Annotated in this window: 23 protein-coding genes, 1 tRNA gene and 1 pseudogene; 21 read left to right on the top strand and 4 right to left on the bottom strand. The window is 73.2% G+C overall.

The window, feature by feature from the left end:
- The first annotated feature begins 181 nt into the window (after positions 1-181).
- The 7 genes from nrfD to AC3EN4_RS23445 all read left to right on the top strand — a co-directional run bounded on the left by nrfD (position 182) and on the right by AC3EN4_RS23445 (position 6,175).
- Positions 182-1,138 carry an NrfD/PsrC family molybdoenzyme membrane anchor subunit gene (gene nrfD / locus AC3EN4_RS23475; RefSeq protein WP_435207871.1) on the top strand — a complete coding sequence of 319 codons (957 nt, stop codon included), beginning with the start codon at positions 182-184 and terminating at the stop codon, positions 1,136-1,138.
- A 34-nt stretch (positions 1,139-1,172) separates the two neighbouring features.
- Positions 1,173-1,268: transfer RNA gene (locus AC3EN4_RS23470), tRNA-Sec, on the top strand.
- A 20-nt stretch (positions 1,269-1,288) separates the two neighbouring features.
- Positions 1,289-2,593, top strand: coding sequence for an L-seryl-tRNA(Sec) selenium transferase (gene selA, locus AC3EN4_RS23465; protein WP_435207841.1), 1,305 nt, complete (start codon positions 1,289-1,291; stop codon positions 2,591-2,593).
- 2 nt (positions 2,594-2,595) lie between these two features.
- Complete coding sequence (gene selB, locus AC3EN4_RS23460; protein WP_435207840.1) at positions 2,596-4,350, top strand: selenocysteine-specific translation elongation factor; 1,755 nt, start codon at positions 2,596-2,598, stop codon at positions 4,348-4,350.
- A gap of 47 nt (positions 4,351-4,397) precedes the next feature.
- Positions 4,398-4,595 (top strand): hypothetical protein, encoded by a 198-nt coding sequence (locus AC3EN4_RS23455; protein WP_145781709.1) that lies wholly within the window; start codon positions 4,398-4,400, stop codon positions 4,593-4,595.
- A gap of 44 nt (positions 4,596-4,639) precedes the next feature.
- Positions 4,640-5,917, top strand: a complete 1,278-nt coding sequence (locus AC3EN4_RS23450) for a hemolysin family protein (protein WP_435207839.1) — start codon at positions 4,640-4,642, stop codon at positions 5,915-5,917.
- A 72-nt stretch (positions 5,918-5,989) separates the two neighbouring features.
- Positions 5,990-6,175, top strand: a complete 186-nt coding sequence (locus tag AC3EN4_RS23445; RefSeq protein WP_355244916.1) for a hypothetical protein — start codon at positions 5,990-5,992, stop codon at positions 6,173-6,175.
- 5 nt (positions 6,176-6,180) lie between these two features.
- Here AC3EN4_RS23445 and AC3EN4_RS23440 read toward each other — a convergent pair whose 3' ends face one another.
- The gene (locus AC3EN4_RS23440) at positions 6,181-6,831 is read right to left on the bottom strand and encodes an HhH-GDP family DNA glycosylase (RefSeq protein ID WP_422740277.1); all 651 of its coding nucleotides are present in this window, start codon (positions 6,829-6,831) and stop codon (positions 6,181-6,183) included.
- 132 nt (positions 6,832-6,963) lie between these two features.
- On the opposite strand from AC3EN4_RS23440, the gene AC3EN4_RS23435 reads away from it, so the two are divergent.
- Positions 6,964-7,170, top strand: a complete 207-nt coding sequence (locus tag AC3EN4_RS23435; protein WP_435207838.1) for a hypothetical protein — start codon at positions 6,964-6,966, stop codon at positions 7,168-7,170.
- Here the strand turns inward: AC3EN4_RS23435 and AC3EN4_RS23430 are convergent.
- The 3 genes from AC3EN4_RS23430 to AC3EN4_RS23420 form a co-directional block, all read right to left on the bottom strand.
- Positions 7,167-7,643, bottom strand: a complete 477-nt coding sequence (locus tag AC3EN4_RS23430) for a hypothetical protein (protein WP_422740279.1) — start codon at positions 7,641-7,643, stop codon at positions 7,167-7,169. The two genes, AC3EN4_RS23435 and AC3EN4_RS23430, sit on opposite strands and share 4 nt — an antisense overlap.
- On the bottom strand, positions 7,640-7,852 hold the full coding sequence (locus AC3EN4_RS23425) for a phosphatidylethanolamine-binding protein (protein WP_088948250.1): 213 nt from the start codon (positions 7,850-7,852) through the stop codon (positions 7,640-7,642). The genes AC3EN4_RS23430 and AC3EN4_RS23425 overlap by 4 nt, the downstream gene beginning before the upstream one ends.
- A gap of 72 nt (positions 7,853-7,924) precedes the next feature.
- Complete coding sequence (locus tag AC3EN4_RS23420; protein ID WP_435207837.1) at positions 7,925-8,806, bottom strand: universal stress protein; 882 nt, start codon at positions 8,804-8,806, stop codon at positions 7,925-7,927.
- Positions 8,807-8,920: 114 nt separating this feature from the next.
- On the opposite strand from AC3EN4_RS23420, the gene AC3EN4_RS23415 reads away from it, so the two are divergent.
- The 13 genes and pseudogenes from AC3EN4_RS23415 to AC3EN4_RS23355 all read left to right on the top strand — a co-directional run bounded on the left by AC3EN4_RS23415 (position 8,921) and on the right by AC3EN4_RS23355 (position 18,691).
- The gene (locus AC3EN4_RS23415) at positions 8,921-9,667 is read left to right on the top strand and encodes an SAM-dependent methyltransferase (RefSeq protein WP_435207836.1); all 747 of its coding nucleotides are present in this window, start codon (positions 8,921-8,923) and stop codon (positions 9,665-9,667) included.
- Positions 9,668-9,742: 75 nt separating this feature from the next.
- Positions 9,743-10,921 carry a PP2C family protein-serine/threonine phosphatase gene (locus tag AC3EN4_RS23410; RefSeq protein ID WP_422740282.1) on the top strand — a complete coding sequence of 393 codons (1,179 nt, stop codon included), beginning with the start codon at positions 9,743-9,745 and terminating at the stop codon, positions 10,919-10,921.
- Positions 10,922-10,977: 56 nt separating this feature from the next.
- The gene (locus AC3EN4_RS23405; protein ID WP_435207870.1) at positions 10,978-11,445 is read left to right on the top strand and encodes a MarR family winged helix-turn-helix transcriptional regulator; all 468 of its coding nucleotides are present in this window, start codon (positions 10,978-10,980) and stop codon (positions 11,443-11,445) included.
- Positions 11,446-11,726: 281 nt separating this feature from the next.
- Positions 11,727-12,359: a cardiolipin synthase ClsA gene (clsA, locus tag AC3EN4_RS23400; RefSeq protein ID WP_435207835.1), complete on the top strand. Its 633-nt coding sequence runs from the start codon at positions 11,727-11,729 to the stop codon at positions 12,357-12,359.
- The gene (locus tag AC3EN4_RS23395) at positions 12,356-13,291 is read left to right on the top strand and encodes a DUF881 domain-containing protein (RefSeq protein WP_435207834.1); all 936 of its coding nucleotides are present in this window, start codon (positions 12,356-12,358) and stop codon (positions 13,289-13,291) included. The genes clsA and AC3EN4_RS23395 overlap by 4 nt, the downstream gene beginning before the upstream one ends.
- Positions 13,288-13,620: a small basic family protein gene (locus AC3EN4_RS23390; RefSeq protein ID WP_007460356.1), complete on the top strand. Its 333-nt coding sequence runs from the start codon at positions 13,288-13,290 to the stop codon at positions 13,618-13,620. The genes AC3EN4_RS23395 and AC3EN4_RS23390 overlap by 4 nt, the downstream gene beginning before the upstream one ends.
- Before the next feature lie 11 nt (positions 13,621-13,631).
- A pseudogene (locus AC3EN4_RS23385) lies at positions 13,632-14,634 on the top strand (DUF881 domain-containing protein).
- Between the two features lie 58 nt (positions 14,635-14,692).
- On the top strand, positions 14,693-15,073 hold the full coding sequence (gene gcvH / locus AC3EN4_RS23380) for a glycine cleavage system protein GcvH (protein WP_435207869.1): 381 nt from the start codon (positions 14,693-14,695) through the stop codon (positions 15,071-15,073).
- 217 nt (positions 15,074-15,290) lie between these two features.
- The gene (odhI, locus tag AC3EN4_RS23375; protein WP_007071101.1) at positions 15,291-15,743 is read left to right on the top strand and encodes an oxoglutarate dehydrogenase inhibitor Odhl; all 453 of its coding nucleotides are present in this window, start codon (positions 15,291-15,293) and stop codon (positions 15,741-15,743) included.
- Positions 15,744-15,793: 50 nt separating this feature from the next.
- On the top strand, positions 15,794-16,492 hold the full coding sequence (gene ftsR, locus AC3EN4_RS23370) for a transcriptional regulator FtsR (RefSeq protein WP_435207868.1): 699 nt from the start codon (positions 15,794-15,796) through the stop codon (positions 16,490-16,492).
- Positions 16,493-16,674: 182 nt separating this feature from the next.
- A complete protein-coding gene (locus AC3EN4_RS23365) occupies positions 16,675-17,139 on the top strand; it encodes a bifunctional nuclease family protein (RefSeq protein ID WP_007460347.1) in 465 nt (154 codons plus the stop codon).
- Positions 17,140-17,331: 192 nt separating this feature from the next.
- A complete protein-coding gene (locus AC3EN4_RS23360) occupies positions 17,332-17,928 on the top strand; it encodes a MerR family transcriptional regulator (RefSeq protein WP_435207833.1) in 597 nt (198 codons plus the stop codon).
- A 364-nt stretch (positions 17,929-18,292) separates the two neighbouring features.
- Positions 18,293-18,691, top strand: a complete 399-nt coding sequence (locus AC3EN4_RS23355; RefSeq protein ID WP_422740286.1) for a group I truncated hemoglobin — start codon at positions 18,293-18,295, stop codon at positions 18,689-18,691.

Genomic DNA, 18,691 nt, shown 5'->3' with positions numbered 1-18,691 from the left:
CCGCTTCCGCCGGTTCCGCGACCGCCTCGTCGCCACGAGCCCCGACCTGCCGACCCAACGGCAGGCGCAGGACGGCACCGACGTGGCCGTGCCGGCAACGGCCCACGAGGATCGGACGCCGCAACCCGAGGAGAACGCCGCGCGGCGCTCCCGGCGCGGTCGACGCGGCGGCGCGGAGGAACTGCGGGTCCCCGAGGCCGAGTTCACCTCCTACTACGGCCGGCCCGTCCTCAAGGCCCCGGTCTGGAAGTGGGACATCGCCGCGTACCTGTTCACCGGCGGGTTGGCCGCCGGCTCGTCGCTGCTGGCCGCGGGCGGTCAACTCACCCGGCGACCGGCGCTACGCCGCGCCGGCCGGGTCACCGCGCTCGGCGCCGTCAGCGCCAGCGCCGTCTTCCTCATCAGGGACCTGGGCCGGCCGGAGCGGTTCCACCACATGCTCCGGGTCGCCAAGCTGACCTCGCCCATGTCGGTCGGCACCTGGATCCTCAGCGCGTTCGGGCCGGCCGCCGGAGTGGCGGCGATCGCCGAGACCGCCCGCTGGCTGCCCCGAACCGGGCCGCTCGGGCTGGTCGCCCGGGCCCTGCCACCGGCCGGGCACGCCGCCGGGCTGGTCGCCGCCGCCACCGCACCGGCCCTGGCGACGTACACCGGGGTCCTGCTCGCCGACACGGCGGTGCCGTCGTGGCACGAGGCGTACCCCGAACTGCCGGTCATCTTCGCGGGCAGCGCGCTGGCCAGCGGCGCGGGCGTCGGTCTGCTCGCCGCGCCGCCGGCGCAGGCCGGGCCGGCCCGCCGGATGGCGGTGGCCGGCGCGGCCCTGGAGCTGTACGGCGCGCACCGGGTGGAGACCCGCCTCGGGCTGCTCAGCGAGCCCTACCGGACGGGCCGGCCAGGTCGGCTGCTGCGCGCCGGCCGGCTGCTGACCGCCGCCGGGGTGGCCGGGGCGCTGCTGGGCCGGCGCAGTCGCGCCGCCGGGGCGTTGTCCGGAGCCGCCCTGCTGAGCGCGTCGGTCGCCACCCGGTTCGGCATCTTCTACGGCGGTGTCGCGTCCGCCCGCGACCCCCGCTACACGGTCGTGCCGCAACGCGAGCGGGTGAACGCCCGGCGGACCGAGGCGGATCCGGCGACTGACTGAGCGCTCGCACCGCCGTTGTGATCGAATGTGCGACGGAGGCGTTCAGGCGGCTGGTGCCCCTCCCGGTCTTCAAAACCGGTGTGGTCCGGGACCCGGGCCAGGCGGGTTCGATTCCCGTCCGTCTCCGCCAACGGCGGCAGGAGTGACGTGATGCGTGACGGCAGCGAGGACCCGCGGCGTCGGGTGCCCCGCACCGACACCCTCCTGGCCGATCCGCAGCTGGCGGCGGCCATCGCCACCCTCGGCCGGGACCGGGTCAAGGCCGCCGTCGTGCAGGCGCAGACGCGGGCCCGACGCGGTGAGATCACCCCCGACGAGGTACGGGACGCATCCGTCGCCGCGCTGCCCGCGCCCGGCCCCCGGTCGGTGCTCAACGCTACCGGCGTCGTGCTGCACACCAACCTCGGTCGGGCGGCGCTGTCGCCGACCGCCGTCGCGGCGGTCGTCGCCGCCGCCGGGCACACCGACGTCGAACTGGACCTGACCACCGGACGCCGCGCCCGCCGGGGCCGCGACGCCCTCGACGCGCTCGCCGCCGCCGTGCCGGACGCCGCCGCCGTACACGTGGTCAACAACGGCGCCGCCGCGCTGGTGCTGGCGGCCACGGCGTTGGCCGCCGGCCGCGAGATCGTGGTCAGCCGCGGTGAGCTGGTCGAGATCGGCGACGGTTTCCGCCTGCCCGACCTGCTGGAGAGCACCGGCGCGCGGCTGCGCGAGGTGGGCACCACCAACCGCACCACCCTCGACGACTACGCCGCCGCAGTCGGTGACCGCACCGGGTTCGTGCTGAAGGTGCACCCGTCGAACTTCCAGGTCACCGGCTTCACCTCGGCCGTGCCGGTACGCCGCCTCGCCACCCTCGACGTGCCGGTGGTCGCCGACATCGGCTCCGGACTCCTCGCGGCGGACCCGCTGCTGCCCGACGAGCCCGACGCGGCCAGCACCCTGCGCGCCGGCGCGGCCCTGGTCACCGCGAGCGGCGACAAGCTGCTCGGCGGCCCCCAGGCCGGCCTGCTGCTCGGCGACGCCACGCTTGTCGAACGGTTACGCCGCCACCCCCTCGCTCGGGCGCTGCGCGTGGACAAGCTGACCCTGGCGGCGCTGGCCGCCACCCTGCACCGTCCGGACACCCCGACCCGGAGCGCGCTGCACACCGACCCGGCCGCTCTGCGCCGCCGGGTGGAGCTGCTGCGCGACCGGCTGGGCGCGGAGGGACGCAAGGCGGAGGTCGTCCCGGCGGTCGCCGTGGTCGGCGGCGGTGGCGCTCCCGGCGTCGAACTGGGCTCGTGGGCGCTGAGCCTGCCCGAGCGGTACGCCGCGCCGCTGCGCACCGGAGAGCAACCGGTGCTCGGCCGGGTGGTGCGCGGCCGGCTCCTGCTGGACCTGCGCTGCGTGCCCGTCGACGCCGACGACGCGGTCCTGGCGGCCGTGCTGCGCGTATCCGGGGACGACTGAGCATGTTCGTCGTCGCCACCGCCGGGCACGTCGACCACGGCAAGTCGACACTGGTCCGGGCGTTGACCGGTATGGAACCCGACCGGTGGGCCGAGGAACGCCGCCGGGGCATGACCATCGACCTGGGATTCGCCTGGACGACGCTGCCGTCCGGCGGCACGATCGCGTTCGTCGACGTACCCGGGCACGAGCGGTTCGTACCGAACATGCTCGCGGGCGTCGGTCCGGTGCCGGCCGCGCTGATCGTGGTCGCCGCCGACGAGGGGTGGATGCCGCAGTCCGCCGAGCACCTGGCCGCGCTCGACGCGCTCGGCGTCGGGCACGGCCTGCTGGTGGTGACCCGCGCGGACCTCGCCGACCCTCATCCGGCGGCGGAACGCGCCCGGTCCGAGATCGCGGCGAGCAGCCTCGGAGCGGTGGAGACCGTCGCGGTCAGTGGGTTGACCGGCGCCGGGTTGCCGCAGTTGCGGGCCGCGCTGGACCGGCTCGTCGCGCGACTGCCCGAGCCCGTGGTGGACGCCCCGGTGCGCCTCTGGGTGGACCGCAGCTTCACCGTGCGGGGCAGCGGCACCGTCGTCACCGGAACGCTGGGCGCCGGCCGGCTCCGCGTCGGCGACACCCTGGAACTGGCCGGCGCCGACGAGCCGGTCCGGGTCCGCGGCCTGCACCGCCTGGGCGAGGCCCGCCCGGAGGTGTCGGCCGTCGCCCGGGTCGCGGTCAACCTCCGGGGTACGCACCGGGACCGACTCGGTCGTGGCGACGCGCTGCTCACGCCGGGCCGGTTCCACCGCACCGACCTCGTCGACGTCCGGCTCTCCGGCGACCCCGCCGCCGACCTGCCGGCCACCCTCACCCTGCACGTCGGTTCGGCGGCCGTGCCGGTGCGGGTCCGGCCGCTCGGCGTCGACACGGTCCGGCTCCGGCTGGCCCGCCCGCTGCCGCTGCTCGTCGGCGACCGGGCGCTGCTGCGCGATCCCGGCAGTCACCACGTCTGCGGCGGCGTACGGGTCCTCGACGTCGCGCCGCCGCCACTGACCCGCCGGGGCGCGGCGGCCGCCCGCGCGGCCGTCCTCGCCGAGCTGGACGGCCGCCCCGACCTCGCCGGTGAGCTGCGCCGCCGACGCCTGGTCCGGGTCGGCGCGCTCCGTCGGATGGGCGTGCCGGTACAGGCCACCCCGGTCGCCGGTGACTGGCTCGCCGACCCCGGACACTGGCGGCTGCTCGGCGACCAGGTGACCGAGGAGGTCACCCGCTACGCGCGGGAGCACCCGCTCGAGCCGGGCATGCCCGTCGACGCGCTGCGGCAGCGCCTGGCCCTGCCCGACCGGGCGCTGGTCGAGGCCCTGGTGCGCCCGCCGCTGCGGGTGCACGCCGGTCGGGTCGGCACGACCGCCGTCGACACCCTGCCCGACCCGGTGGCCCAGGCTGTGCGGCGGGTCCGCGCCGAGTACGCCGACCATCCGTTCCGCGCCCCGGAGGCGGACCGCCTCGTCGAGCTGGGCCTCGGGCCCCGGGAGATCGGCGCGGCGGTACGCGCCGGCGCGTTGCTGCGGCTGGCCGACGCCGTCGTGCTGCTGCCCGACGCGCTCGACGCGGCGGTCACCGTGCTGGCCGGGCTGCCCCAGCCGTTCACCCTGTCAGCGGCCCGGCAGGCGCTGGACACCACCCGGCGGGTGGCGGTGCCGCTGCTGGAGCTGCTGGACCGGCGCGGCGTCACCCGCCGGCTGCCCGACGACGCGCGGGTCGTCGTCAGCTGAACGCCAACCCGGCCCCCGGGACCACTCCGGTCACCTACGGTGACGCCATGGACCCTTCGGCGGTCTGGCGGGACCGGCAGCACCAGTGGCGGATCGAGGCGTACCGCGCCCCGGACCTGCGGTTCGCCATCTACGCGACGAACGGCCCCACCGAGTCGGTGCCGCTGTGGCTGTTCGGCATGACGGCGTTGGCCCGGTGGTTGATGACGCACAGCATCTCGCTGGACGACCTGGAGGTCGACTAGGGCCTGTTACTGAACGGCGGGCGGAGTCCGGACGGAGGTGCGCGGTGGGCGGTCAGCTCGGGCAGTTGGCGCTGGTGGCCGTCCTCGTACTGATCAACGCCGCGCTGTCGGGCAGCGAGATGGCCCTGGTGACGCTGCGCGAGGGGCAGTTGCGGCGGTTGGGCCGGCGCAGCCGGGCCGGCGAGCGGCTGGTACGGCTCTCCCGGGACCCGAACCGCTACCTGGCCACCATCCAGCTCGGCATCACCCTGGCCGGGTTCCTCGCCTCGGCGGCCGCCGCGGTGTCCCTCGCGCAGCCGCTGGTCGGCCCGCTGGGTTTCCTCGGCGCGGCGGCCCGGCCGGCCGCGGTGCTGCTGGTGACGGTGGCCCTGACCTTCGTCACGTTGGTGGTGGGCGAGTTGGCGCCGAAGCGCCTCGCCATGCAGCGCGCCGAGCGGTGGGCGCTGCTCAGCGCCGGGCCGCTGGACCTGCTCGCCCGGGTGTCCCGCCCGGCGGTGTGGCTGCTCAGCCTGGCGACCGACGTGGTGGTCCGACTGGCCGGCGGAAATCCACGGGCCAGCCGCGAGGAGACGACCGAGGAGGAGCTGCGGGAGATGCTGGCCAGTCAGCGGGGCCTGTCGGCGCAGCAGCGGGAGATCCTGACCGGCGCGTTCGACATCGCCGGTCGGACGCTGCGGGAGATCCTGGTGGCCCGCCGGGAGGTGACCACGCTGCCGGCCGACCTGCCCGCCGCCGAGGGCGTACGGCTGCTCGGCGCCGCCGGCCGCTCCCGCGCGCCGGTGACCCGCCCGGGCGGCCTGGACGAGGTGATCGGCGTGGTGCACATCCGCGACCTGGTCCGCGCCGAGGTCGGCACGGTGGGGGAGCAGGTCCGGCCGCCGCTGCTGCTGCCGGTCACCCTGCCGGTCGCCGACGCGCTGCGCCAACTGCGCCAGGAACACCAGCAGCTGGCCCTGGTGGTGGACGAGCACGGCGGCATCGACGGCATCGTCACGCTGGAGGACCTGCTGGCCGAGGTCGTCGGCGAGCTGTACGACGAGACCGACCGGGACGTGCACGGGGTGGTCCGGGAGCCGGACGGGTCACTGCTGGTGCCCGGTGACTTCCCCCTGCACGACCTGCCCGACGTGGGCGTGCGGCTGAGCTTCCCGCTGTCCCGGGAGTACACCACGGTGGCCGGGCTGGTGCTGTCCCGGTTGCGGCACCTGCCGGCGTCTCCCGGGGAGACGGTGCGGTTGCCCGGGTTGACCATCGAGGTGGTGGAGGTCGCCGACCGGGCGGTACGGCGGGTACGGCTGCGCGGCTTCGTCGCCGAACGGTGAACAGACCCCCGAAAGAGGGACAACCCGCCTGAAACGCCACCGTACGACGGTGGCCCGCCTACGGTGCGGTACGTGAAGGACCGAGGGTTGCGTACGTTCGTCACCGTCCTCGCCGGCCTCGCGGTGATCTACTTCGGCAGCACCGGCCGCAGCCCCGAGGAGGGCCGTGGCATCTCCGGCGGGGTCATCGTCCTGGCGCTGCTCGCCGCGCTGCTGGTGTGGCATCTGACCCGACCGGGGGACAAGACCGTCAAGTGAGCGGCTCAGCCGGCGGCGACGCGGCTGACCTCGCCGGCGGACTCCTCACCGAGCGCCACCCGGACCAGCGCCGAGGCGAGGCGGCCGAAGTCCGGCTCGTCGACCAGGGCGGCCAGCCGGTCCGGTGAGCCCGGCAGGCCCAGCCGTTTCGCGCCGGCGAGAGCCCGCCGGTCGGCGTACGGGCGCACGTCGGACCAGACCGTCTGCGCCTCGCGCAGGTAGATGTCCGCGCCGGTGGGCCCGATGCCGGGGAACTCGGTGAGCCGCCGCCGCAGCCCGGCCGGGTCGCCCTGGGCGTCGCGGTGCAGCCGCCGCAGGTCGCCGTGCCACCGGTCCAGACACAACCGCGCGCCGGTGCCCAGCATGGTGGCGGTGCGCTCGTCGTAGCGGCGGTAGTGACCCCGGCCCAGCGCGTCGACCCGCTGCTGCCAGCTCGCCGCCTCCATCGCCTGCGGCGTGCGGTAGCCGGCCGCGAACAACTCCCGGGCGGCGTCGACCGCGACGCACGCCCGGATCCGGGTGCTCAGCAGGGTGGCCAGCACCAGCAGTTGGTACAGGGGACCGGGACGGTCGGCGAGCCGGATGCCGGCCTCCTCGGCGTACGTGTCGCCCCGCCGGTCCAGCAGGACCCGCACCACAGCTCGATCGTCACCCACCCCACCGGGGTACCCGCCCGGCGCCCGGCTAGCCCTGTGGACGGCCGGCGCGTGGAGAATGCGGCCCGGCCCGGCGGGTATGCGGGCGGTGGAGGCGGTCGATGCCGCCTGCCGTACCGGGAGGAGACGCTCGTGGTCAACCCGCAGCAGGAGGAGTTCCGGCGTAACGCCAAGGGAGCGACAAGCCAGGACAGCAAGGGCCCCGGACCGACCGGGCACCCGCTCAACCGTGGCTCGTCGCGCGGGGACGCCGGTCGGCCGGTGCCCAAGGGGCAGGTGTCGCCGTACGGCCCGGCGGGTGAGCCGGTCGCCGAGGACGACAGCGACCCCCGCGCCTAACCCGCGCGCCCGGACGGCCGTCGCAACCTGTTCCAGGTGGCGGCGGCCGTCAACCCGTACGCCAGGTGCGGGATGATGTCGGAGATCCAGTCCGAGCGCCGCCAGGTACGGGGATCGCTGATGCCCAGCGCCGTGATGGAACCGTCGGTCATCGCCATGACGCCGGCGCCGAGCACACCGGTGGCCATCGGCAGTGGCTGCCGTCGACCTCCGGCGTAGAGCGCGAACGCCACGCCGGCGGCGATGCCCAGCCCGTAACCGATCAGGGGCCCGAGCCCCGAGCGGCGGGTGGCCGCCCGGGGCTCCGGTCCCAGGTCCACGTGCGCGAGGTGGGCCAGCTTGTCGACGGTCTGCTCCGGTGTGCTGCTCGCCGGCCGCGCCCGTAGCGCGATGTCGAGGAAGCCCACCACGTTCAGCGCGGTGCTGCCGACCGCGCCCGCGATCGCGCCGTCGGCCAGGTCGACGCCCCTCACTTCGGGTCGCCCGGTTCGCGTTCGCTCTTGGGCCCGTAGGTGCGCTCACCACGCACGACGCCCCGTTGGCCGCGATCCTCCTGCAGGATCCGGTTGGCGACCTGGTTGGCCTTGCCGTCGGGTACCCGACGTCCGGAGTCGTCGATCGCGTTACGCAGGCGCGCCCGCTGCTTGTCGTACGCGTTGCTGCCCGGCCGTGGTCCTGGCATCTGCTGCCTCCTTCGTCGCCGTTGGCGTACCGCGGCCGTCTACCCGTTGGGCGGCGGACCAACCCCGGGGCGTCAGCGGGGGCCGCGCACCACCATGACGGGGCAGCGCGCGTGGTGCAGCACCGACTGGCTCACCGACCCCAGCAGCAACCCGGTCACCTCGCCGCGCCCCTGCCCGCCGACGACCAGCAGTTGGGCGTCGGCGGAGGTCTCGGCGAGCACCGCGCCGGCCCGCCCGCGCGTCGCCCGGCAGGTCAGGCGCAACCCCGGATGACGTGCGGCCAGCCCGTCCAGCCAGCCGTCGAGCAGCCGCTCCTGCTCGCCGTGCAACCGCGCCTCGTCGTACACCAGGGGTTGCATGTCGCCGGGGCCGCTGCTGCCCGGATGCCGGTAGGCGTGCACCGCGCGCAGCGGCACGCCGCGCGCCACCGCGGCCTCGGCGGCGGCGTCGGCGGCGAGCAGCGACGCCGCCGAGCCGTCCATGCCGACCACCACCGGCCCGTCGGGGCGTTGCTCGCCGCGGGCGACCAGCACCGGACAGTCGGCGTACGCGCTGACCTGCACCGCCACCGAGCCGACGACGAGCGCGGAGAAGCCGCCCAGTCCCCGGTCGCCGAGCACGATGAGGGCTGCGGTGGGGGACTCGCCCACCAGCACCGCGGCGGCCTCACCGTCGATGATCTCGCCGGAGACCCTCAGCCCGGGCGTGGTCGCCTCGGCCTCGGCCACCGCGGCGGCGACCAGTTCCTGTGCCCGTTGGCGCAGGCCCGCGCCGGGCGGCGCGCCGGGGGCCGGGGAGTCCGGCACCCGCAGCAGCGGCCAGATGAATCCGTGCACCACCCGCAGCGGTCGGTGCCGGCGGACCGCCTCGGCGGCGGCCAGGCGCACGGCGCGCAGGGACGCTTGCGAGCCGTCCACGCCGACCACCACCGCCGCGCTGTCCGCCGAGTTCACCGCCGCACCTCCCGCCGGGCCCAGTATCGCGGGCGTGGCGGCGCGGCGGAGCGATACCGCCGCTCGGGCCCCGGTCGGTACGCTGGCGACGACTCCAGGGGAGGAGCGTCGTCGATGGGTGAACCGGACGAGCCGAGCACCGCTCGCATGATCGACTTTTGGCTCGGTGGGGAGCACCACTTCGCCGTGGACGTGGCCGCGGCGACCGCCTTCGAGCAGGCGTACGGGCCGTGTGCGCCGGCCTTTCGGGAGCTGCGGGCGTTCCTCGGCCGGGCGGTCCGGGCGATCGTCGCGCAGGGCGTGGACGGGTTCCTGGTCTTCGGAGCGGGGGTGCCCACGATGGGCAACGTGCACGAGGTCGCCCCGGACGCCACGGTGCTCTACACCGACGTCGACCCGGTGACCATCCGGTTGGGTCAGCGGATCCTCGCCGGCAGCGACCGGGCGGGCTACGGCTACGGCGACGCCACCGACATCGGCACCGTCGACCCGGCCCAGCTGCACCGCTTCGTACCGGGGTGGGGGCGGCGACCGGTGGGGGTGGTCTTCCTCGGGCTGGCCGCGTTCCTCGACGACGGCACGCTGACGCGTACCCTCGACGAGCTGTACGCGGCGGCGGCGCCGGGCAGCCTGTTGGCCGTGGACTTCGACACCGAGGAGTTGGCTGCCCACCCGCAGGCGCTGGCGATGATGGGGCCGGCGTTCCGGATGCGGCCGCCGGCGGCGTTCGCGCCGCTGCTGGGCCGGTGGACACCGACGGCGGACGGGATCGTCCCGGTGCACCGGTGGCGGCCCCCCGGGGTGCCGGTCGACGTGCCGGACGCCTTCCACGGCGTCCTGGCGACACGGGGCGCGGACTGACCCGCGACGACGGGTTGCCCGGGCGCGTCCGTATGATGCTTGCCCTGTAGCAAGTTTCTGGAGGGACGACCAAGCATGGTGGACGCGCCGGACGGGGTGTCGCGCGCGCTGCGCGAAGCCGCGCCCGACCAGTTGGCGGAGGCGGCGGACCGGGCGATCCGGGCGGCGTTGGGCGCGGTGCGCACCGACGTGTTCGTCGCCGACTACCGGATCAGCGGGCTCTGGCCCGTGCTGGATCCGGACCTGCCGGCGGCCGGGGCCCTGGCCCGGCACACCGTGGCGCAGCGCTGCTTCTCCAGCCAGCAGCCGGTGCGCGACGGTCTCGAGGACGGCGCGTGCCGGCTCTACCTGCCCCTGACGGTGTGGGGGGAGCGGTTGGGTGTGCTGCTCATCGAGTTGCCGACGGTGCCCGGCCCGGCGGTCACCGGCCGTGCCGCCGACATCGCCGGCGACCTGGCGGTGGCGATGCGGGCCGCGGACCGGGAGACCGACCGGTACCGGCGGGCCCGTCGCCGGGAGCGGCTCAGCATGGCCGCCGAGATGCAGTGGGACCTGCTGCCCGGGCGCAGCGTGGCGCACCGCTACTTCCACCTGGCCGGGCAACTGGAACCGGCGTACACCGTCGGGGGAGACCACTTCGACTGGTCACTGGACGGTGAACGGCTCACGTTGACGGTGCTCAACGGGGAGGGCAACGGACTGGCCGCGTCGCTGCTGACGGCGGTCACGGTGAACGCCATGCGCAACGCCCGGCGCTCGGACGGCGGCCTCGTGGAACAGGCGGAGCTGGCCTCGGACACGGTCTACTACCAGCACCGGGGCCGCCGCCATGTGGCCACGCTGCTGCTCGAACTGGACATCGTCACCGGGCGGGTGCGGGCGGTCGACGCCGGTTCGCCGCACCTGCTGCGGATGCGCGGCGCGACCGTCGAGCCGATGACGCTGGATCAGCAGTTGCCGCTGGGCATGTTCGCCGAGACCCGCTACGAGGTGCAGGAGTTCCAGCTCGCGCCGGGTGACCGGGTCTTCGTGGTCAGCGACGGGGTGTGGGCGGCCGAGCCGGCGGGGCGGGAGCCGTACGGGCAGCGGATGATGGCCCGCTCGTTGCGCGCCACTCGGTTGCAGCCGGCGACCGAGGCGGTTGGTACGGTGATGCGCGAACTACACGCCTACCACGCGGATTCCGATTTGCGCGACGACGCTGTCGTCGTCTGCCTCGACTGGCATGGTCCGCGTGGACGGGATGGCGGATGAGAGTCGCCGCCACCGTCCCGGGCGGGCAGCAGCGCGACGACGGCAGGGGACATCGGGTGGAGCGACCGACGGATCTCGCCGCGGCGATCAACGTGGCCGCAGAGACCCTGATCGCCGTGCTCGACTCGGCGGCGTCCCGGCATCAGGTGCCGCCGACGCAGTTGCGGGTGCTGATGCTGATCAGTGGCCGGCCGGAGACCAACGTCAACGGGCTGGCGGAGCTGCTGGACGTGGTGCCCTCGTCGGCCAGTCGGCTGTGCGACCGGTTGGAGGCGACCGGCCTGTTGCGGCGGGTGGCCGACCCGCGCGACCGGCGGGAGGTGCGGCTGGTGCCCACCGCCGCGGCGTTGACGCTGCTGCGGGAGCTGGCGGAGCGGCGGCAGCGCGCGGTGCAGGCCGTGTTGGACCGGATGGCGCCCCGGGCGCAGCACGACCTGCTGGCGTCGCTGTTGGCGTTCGGCCGGGCGGCGACGCAGACGGTGCCGGAGCAGCAGACCGACCAGGCGGCCGTCCAGACGGCCTGACGTCTTCCACTAGTTTCCTAGGACGCTTTAGCGGTGGTGATCCACACCACAGTGCGGCACCACCGCACCGAGAGCGCGCGGCGCCCGAGGCCCGCCCGGGAGCCCGATATAGTGGCAGCGCACTCAGCCGGCCCGCGATCACCGAGATCGCGGGCCGTATCAGGGCAGAGGTCCCGACCCGGGGCCGCAGGGGAGCCGGTGCTTACCGGCCCGACAGCGCGTACGACCTCCGCCGCGCCCGATCTCGGCCTGGCGTCGGTGCGTGCCGTGAAGGAGGTTCGGTGTCGCGTCGGCCGGCTCAGGCAGAGCACCCGCGGGACACCGGCGACCAGGCGCCCGGCGACCAGGTGCTCACCCTGCCCAACCTGATCAGCTTCGGACGGCTGCTCGGCGTACCCCTGTTCCTCTATCTCTTCCTGGTGGCCCGGGCGGACGTCGCGGCGGTGGTGGTGCTGGCCATCGGCGGCACCACCGACTGGGTGGACGGCTGGATCGCCCGCCGACTGCGGCAGGTGAGCCGGCTCGGTGAGCTGCTCGACCCCCTCGCCGACCGGCTCTACATCCTCGCCACCCTGCTCGCCTTCACCGCCCGCGAGGTGGTGCCGTGGCAGTTCACGGCGGCGCTGCTGGCCCGGGAACTGCTGCTGCTCGGCTCGCTGACGGTGCTGCGCCGCTTCGGGTACGGGCCGCCGCCGGTGCACTACGTGGGCAAGACCGCCACGTTCCTGCTGCTCGCGGCGTTCCCGGTGCTGCTGCTGGCCACCGAGTGGGATGCGGCGGCCACGGCGACGGCCGCGATCGGCTGGGGGTTGGCCTGGTGGGGGCTGGTGCTCTACTGGGTGGCCGGTGCGATGTACGTGGTGCAGGCGTCGCGGCTGGTGCGCGCGGCCCGGGGCCGGGGAGCGGCCGCGTGAGCGCGTCGCCGCCGCCGCGGCCCCGCTCGGATCGGGTGTACGCGCCGGACTTCCTCACCGAGTTGTTCCGCAACCCGCTGGACCCGGGGTACGCGGACGCGGCTGCCGCGCGCCGGCGGGGGACGTCTGCGGACGCGAACCGGAGCTGGGCGGCGCGGTCCGTCGGCCTGGTCGTGGTGGTGGTGCTGGGTTTCCTGTTCGCGGTGGCGTATCGCCAGACGATGGCGGACGAGCCGGGGCGTGCCCAGGCGCGCTCGGGGCTGGTGGCGCAGATCAAGGAGCGGGAGAGCCAGACCGACCGTTTGTCGGCGCGGGCGGACCAGCTGCGCGAGGAGGTCAGCCGGCAGCGGGACGCGGCGTTGAGCGGTTCGGCCGCGGCGCGGCTGCGGGACCTGGAGGCGAGTACCGGGCTGGGTCGGGTGCGGGGCGACGGTGTGGTGGTGCGTCTGGCGGACGCTCCGGGGAACGCGGACGCGGTGACCGGTGCGGGCGCGGGGCCGCCGCGGGTGCTCTACAGCGATCTGCAGGGTGTGGCGAACGCGTTGTGGAGCGCCGGTGCGGAGGCGATCGCGATCAACGGGCAGCGGTTGACCTCGACGTCGACGATCCGTTCGGCGGGTGAGGCGATCCTGGTGGATTTCCGGCCGGTGACGGGGCCGTACGAGGTGTCGGCGACGGGTCCGGGGTCGATGCGGCGCAAGTTCGAGGACAGTCGGAACGCGGCGCTGATGCGGGAGGTCGCGCAGAAGACCGGGTTGTCGTTCGGTGTGCGGGAGGCGGAGGACCTCACCCTGCCGGCGGCTCCGGAGCCGCAGCTACGCTACGCCAGGCCGTCGGTCAGTCCGAGCCCTTCGGGTGCGGTTGGCCGGTCTGGTAGTCCTGGGTCGTCGGGTTCGCCGGGGACCGCTAGTCCTTCCGGAGGTGGCGGATGATCGCGGTGCTGGCGTTGCTCGCCGGTGTGGTGCTCGGGGTGTGGCTTGATCCCACGGTGCCGGCGGCGTTGCAGCCGTACCTGCCGATCGCGGTGGTGGCCGCGTTGGACGCGGTGTTCGGTGGGGTGCGGGCGAAGTTGGACCGCATCTTCGACGACAAGCAGTTCGTGGTGTCGTTCATCTCGAACGTGCTGGTGGCTGGGCTGATCGTGTACCTGGGTGACCAGTTGGGTGTGGGCGGGCAGTTGTCCACCGGTGTGGTGGTCGTGCTGGGTGTGCGGATCTTCGGAAATGTGGCGGCGATCCGTCGGCACCTGTTCCGGGCGTAGGTTTGACAGCGATGAGCGACGAGCAGGCGGAGACGGGGACGGGCTGGCCGCAGCCGGCGGTGCCGGGGCGGTCTGGTGGGCCGGCGGGTGAGCCGGACCCGCGGCCGGACGCGCCGGATCCGGACGAGTTGAGTCCGTTGGCGCCGCACGAGCCGGTACGGGAGCCGGAGCCGCTCGACGCGGAGCCCGAGGTGTCGCCGTCCGATGACGGGGCGACGGTGGATCTGCGTGCGGTGTCGCGGGCGGTGGAGCCGGCGGCGTCTTCCGAGCCGGCGGATGAGCCCGAGGTGTCGCCGGTCGCGCCCGTGGCGGGTCGGTCGCGGTGGAGCGCGGCGGGCGGGATGATCGCGGTGTTGTTGGCGTTGTTGGGCTTCACGCTGGTTGTGCAGTTGAAGACGACGTCAGCGGATCCGACGTTGGGGGCGACGCGGCAGGAGGACCTGGTGCGGATCCTGTCGGATCTGGATGCCCGGGAGAGTCGGCTGCAGCAGGACATCCGGGCGTTGGAGGACAGTCAGCGGCAGTTGGCCTCGGGTGAGCAGGGTCGGCAGGCGGCGTTGGACGAGGCGACGCGTCGGGCGGACGAGCTGGGGATTCTGGCGGGTACGTTGCCGGCGGTGGGTCCGGGGTTGACGGTGCAGTTCTCCAGTGGGGTGAAGCCGATCACGGCGAACCGGGTGTTGGACGCGGTGCAGGAGTTGCGGGGCGCGGGCGCGGAGGCGATGCAGATCTCCGGTGGTGACCGGGCGACGGTGCGGGTGATCGCGTCGACGTACTTCCTGGACGGGGAGAACGGGTCGTTGGTGGTGGAGGGGCGGCGGTTGACGGGCCCGTACACGATCACGGTGATCGGTGATCCGGCGACGATGCGTACGGCGTTGAACATTCCTGGTGGGGTGGTGGCGTCGGTCCGGGGTGACGGCGGTAACGTGACGTTTGGGGAGCGTGAGGTTGCCGAGGTTTCGGCGCTGCACGCGCCGACCAAGTAGGAAACACGCCCGTCCGGTCTCCTGACCGGCGCGGCCGCGCCGGGCCCGGGTGGTCCGGGGCACGATGGATGAGGACGCGTCTGGTGATTCCCGAGGATCTGCGATACACCGCCGAGCATGAGTGGGTGGCGGGTGACGGTACCGGTTCGGTCCGGGTCGGCATCACGCACTTCGCGCAGGACGCGCTGGGTGACATCGTGTACGTGCAGTTGCCGGAGGCGGGTGCGGTCGTGGCGGCCGGTGACTCGTTGGGTGAGATCGAGTCGACCAAGAGCGTGTCGGAGATCTACGCCCCGGTCGCGGGTACGGTGTCGGCGCGGAATGAGGCGCTGGGTGACACTCCTGAGCTGATCAACACGGATCCGTACGGTGAGGGTTGGTTGGTGGAGATCACGCCGACCGATCCGACGGCGACGGACGGGTTGCTCACGGCGGGCGCGTATCAGAAGATCACCGAAGGCTGAGTGTGCTTGATCCGGCGCGCGGGATGTCTGCGCGCGTCCGGTTGCCCTGCATTTCGGCGCTGGCTAGGCTCGCCCAGTCGACCGAGAAGAACCCATTAGTTGTGCGTTGCGGAATTGCCTTCCCGGGCACGGGGAGCCAGCCGCCGGGTGTTGGAGTGCCCGGCGGCCAGACCCGCCATTACCCGACGCCGACCGAACAGATCCGTGAGGTGGTCCCATGACGCGGCCAGACGACGAGTTCCCCCCGCTCGACGTCACTTCGACGCTCAATCTCGGCTCGCTCGACGAAGTGCTGGAGGGGCCGGACACCGATGTGGTGCCGAGCCGGATGTCCGGTTCGTTGCCGCCGGGTATGGCGCTGCTGGTGGTTCGTCGCGGCCCGAATGCGGGCGCCCGGTTCCTGTTGGACCATGATGTGACGACCAGTGGCCGGCATCCGGACAGTGACATCTTCCTCGATGACGTGACGGTGTCGCGTCGGCACGCGGAGTTCCACCGTGATGGTGGGACGTTCACGGTGCGGGACGTGGGTAGCTTGAATGGCACGTACGTGAATCGTGAGCGGGTCGAGGCGGCCACGTTGAGCAATGGTGACGAGGTTCAGATCGGTAAGTTCCGGGTGGTGTTCATCGCCGGTCCGCGCCCGGAGGAGGAGGCCGGCCGGGGGTGAACGAGCCTGCGGCCTCCACGCCACCCGGGGCGGCCCGGTCCCAGCCGCTGATGAGCATCGGTGAGGTGCTGGGTCAGTTGCGGGTGGATTTCCCGGACACCACCATTTCGAAGTTGCGGTTCCTCGAGGCCGAGGGGCTGGTCGAGCCGCAGCGGACGGCGGCGGGTTACCGGAAGTACAGCTGGGACGATGTGGCGCGGTTGCGGTTCGTGTTGACCGCGCAGCGGGACAGGTACCTGCCGTTGCGGGTGATCCGTGAGCAGTTGGCCGAGTGGGATTCGTCCGGTGAGCAGCCGGAGCGGTCGCGGCCGGCGTTGGTGGCGGTGGGGCCTGATGGTGCGGTGCCGGGTCGGGAGTCGGAGCCGGCCGAGTCGTCGCAGGTGCGGCTCGGCCGGGCTGAGTTGGTGGCCCGGAGTGGGATCGACGAGTCGACGCTCGGGGAGTTGGAGCGGCTCGGTGTGCTGGTGTCGGATCCGCCGGGGTGGTATGACGCGGATGCGTTGATCATCGCGTCGGCGGTGGCGGGTCTGGCGGCGTACGGGTTGGAGCCGCGGCATCTGCGGGGTTATCGGACGGCGGCCGATCGTGAGGTCGGGTTGTTCGCGCAGTTGGTGGCGCCGTTGGCGCGGCAGAGTGATCCGGCGGCGCGGGCGCGGGCGGCGGAGACGGCGCGGGAGTTGGTGGCGTTGTCGGAGCAGTTGCACGCGGCGTTGGTGCGGGTGGGTTTGCGGTCGACGTTGGGTCGGTGAGGTGCCCGGCAGGTGGCGGCGGAGCGGAAAGATCTCTTCTCCGAAGCGTGCCGTAGGCTTGCCGGGGTAACCCCTTTCTGGCGCGGGCGTGGTGCTGTAGCGCATGGGACGGCCGTGTTGCGGTCCGTGTACCGTGCAGGGAAGGGCGCGGTGCGTAGGTTGACGACGACACGGAGGCGGCGGTGCGCGAGCTGAGCGTGGTCGGAGTTCGGGTGGAGCTGCCCAGCAACCAGCCGATCGTCCTGCTCAGGGAGGTCGAGGGCGACCGCTATCTGCCGATCTGGATCGGTGCGGTCGAGGCCACGGCCATCGCTTATGAGCAGCAGGGGGTCAAGCCGGCCCGGCCGTTGACGCATGATCTTTTGCGGGATGTGCTGGCGGCGTTGCAGGCGCCGTTGCAGGCGGTGGAGATCACCGAGCTCAAGGAGAACGTGTTCTACGCCGATTTGTTGATCGGTGACGGGGTGCGGGTGTCGGCGCGGCCGAGCGATTCGATCGCGTTGGCGTTGCGGGTTGGTGCGCCGATTCGTTGTGCCGAGCAGGTCCTCAGCGAGGCGGGGATCGTTATCCCTGACGAGCAGGAGGATGAGGTGGAGAAGTTCCGCGAGTTCCTGGAGCAGGTGCGTCCGGAGGACTTCGCGGGCTGAGTGGTTCGGGCTCCCGGCTGGCGTCACGGTGGGTGACGTCGGTGCGTGGTTGGTGATCTTTCTCGGTGGCTGCGCGGCGTGTCGCGTCGGTTCCTCCGTGGTAACCCCTGAAGGTGGCGTTAGGGTTGCCGTGTCGAGGGGTGCGCGTCGGAGGACACGATGCGTCGCCGCACTGACGGGGAGGTTGTCCGGATGCACGAGCCGCAGGATTCCGATCCGGGTACACAGGTGAACGAGCCGGGTGCGTCGTCGCCGGGTGTGGCGACTGACGGTGACGGCTCGGTGGGCTACCGCGGTGTGACGGCGTGCCACGCGGTGGGCATCAGTTATCGGCAGTTGGATTACTGGGCGCGGACGACGTTGGTGGTGCCGAGCGTTCGGGACGCGTCGGGTTCGGGGACGCAGCGGTTGTATTCGTTCCGCGATCTGGTGGTGTTGAAGGTCGTAAAGCGGTTGTTGGATGCGGGGGTGTCCCTGCAGAACATCCGCAAGGCGATCGAGGCGTTGCGGTCGCGTGGTGTGGAGGATCTGGCGGGGATCACGCTGATCTCTGACGGGACGACGGTGTACGAGTGCCGGTCCCCGGAGGAGGTGGTCGACCTGTTGCAGGGTGGGCAGGGCGTGTTCGGGATCGCTATCGGTGGGGCGTTCAAGGAGATTCAGGGGTCGTTGTCGCATCTGCCGGCGGAGCCGGCGGCGAGCGGCCCGGCGGAGCCGGTGGTGGCTTCCTCGTCGGATCCGGTGGGTGACGAGTTGGCGGCGCGGCGGGCGCGGCGGCGCGCGGGTTGAGTAGCGCTGCGCGTCGGTGGGTGCGCGGTCCGTCGGTGCGGGTGACTTTTTTGGACGCGCCCGTTCGGTGACTGTGGGTCAGGGCAATCGAGGTCGGGTGACCGTTCCCCGGTCGATGAATCCATCGTGGGCACGTTCCGTGGTGTGTCGGTTGCCGTGGGTGAATTCTCGGACGGGTTCTGGTGACGATCCGTGTCCACCAGTTGTCGGGAATCGGATAGGGGGGCCCTGACCGGACGTCGCGGGCACGCTATGGTCCGTCACGGTCCCCGCCGTGGTGCCCGTGGCACGCGGGTGTCGCGTCGGTGGCCGTAGCCCCTGCGCGTCACCGCGCGCGCGACCTTTCACCCCGGAAGGAACGACCGTGACGGTTACGGAAGAGACCGCTGCCGCCTCGCATTACGACCGCATCGGCGGCGCGAGTTCGGTGAAGGCGGCCGTCGAGCTGTTCTACGACAAGGTCCTCGCCGATCCCGAGTTGGCGGGCTATTTCGCCACTGTGGACATGCCGACCCAGCGTCGGCACCTGGCGTTGATGTTGACGGTGGTGTTGGGCGGCCCGAACGAGTACGCGGGTCGCGGTCTGGCCGAGGCGCACCAGCCGTTGGGTATTCCGGCGGAGCACTACGCGAAGGTGGGCGTGCACCTGGTCACGACGCTGACCGAGCTGGGTGTGCCGGCCGACGTCCTCGAGCACGTACGCACAGTGCTGGGGCAGGTGCAGGACCAGGTGGTGTCCACCGGAGAGCGTCCGGGCGTCTGA

This window comes from Micromonospora sp. bgisy143 (genome assembly GCF_057708145.1).
This window is presented reverse-complemented; position numbering and strand designations above follow the sequence as displayed.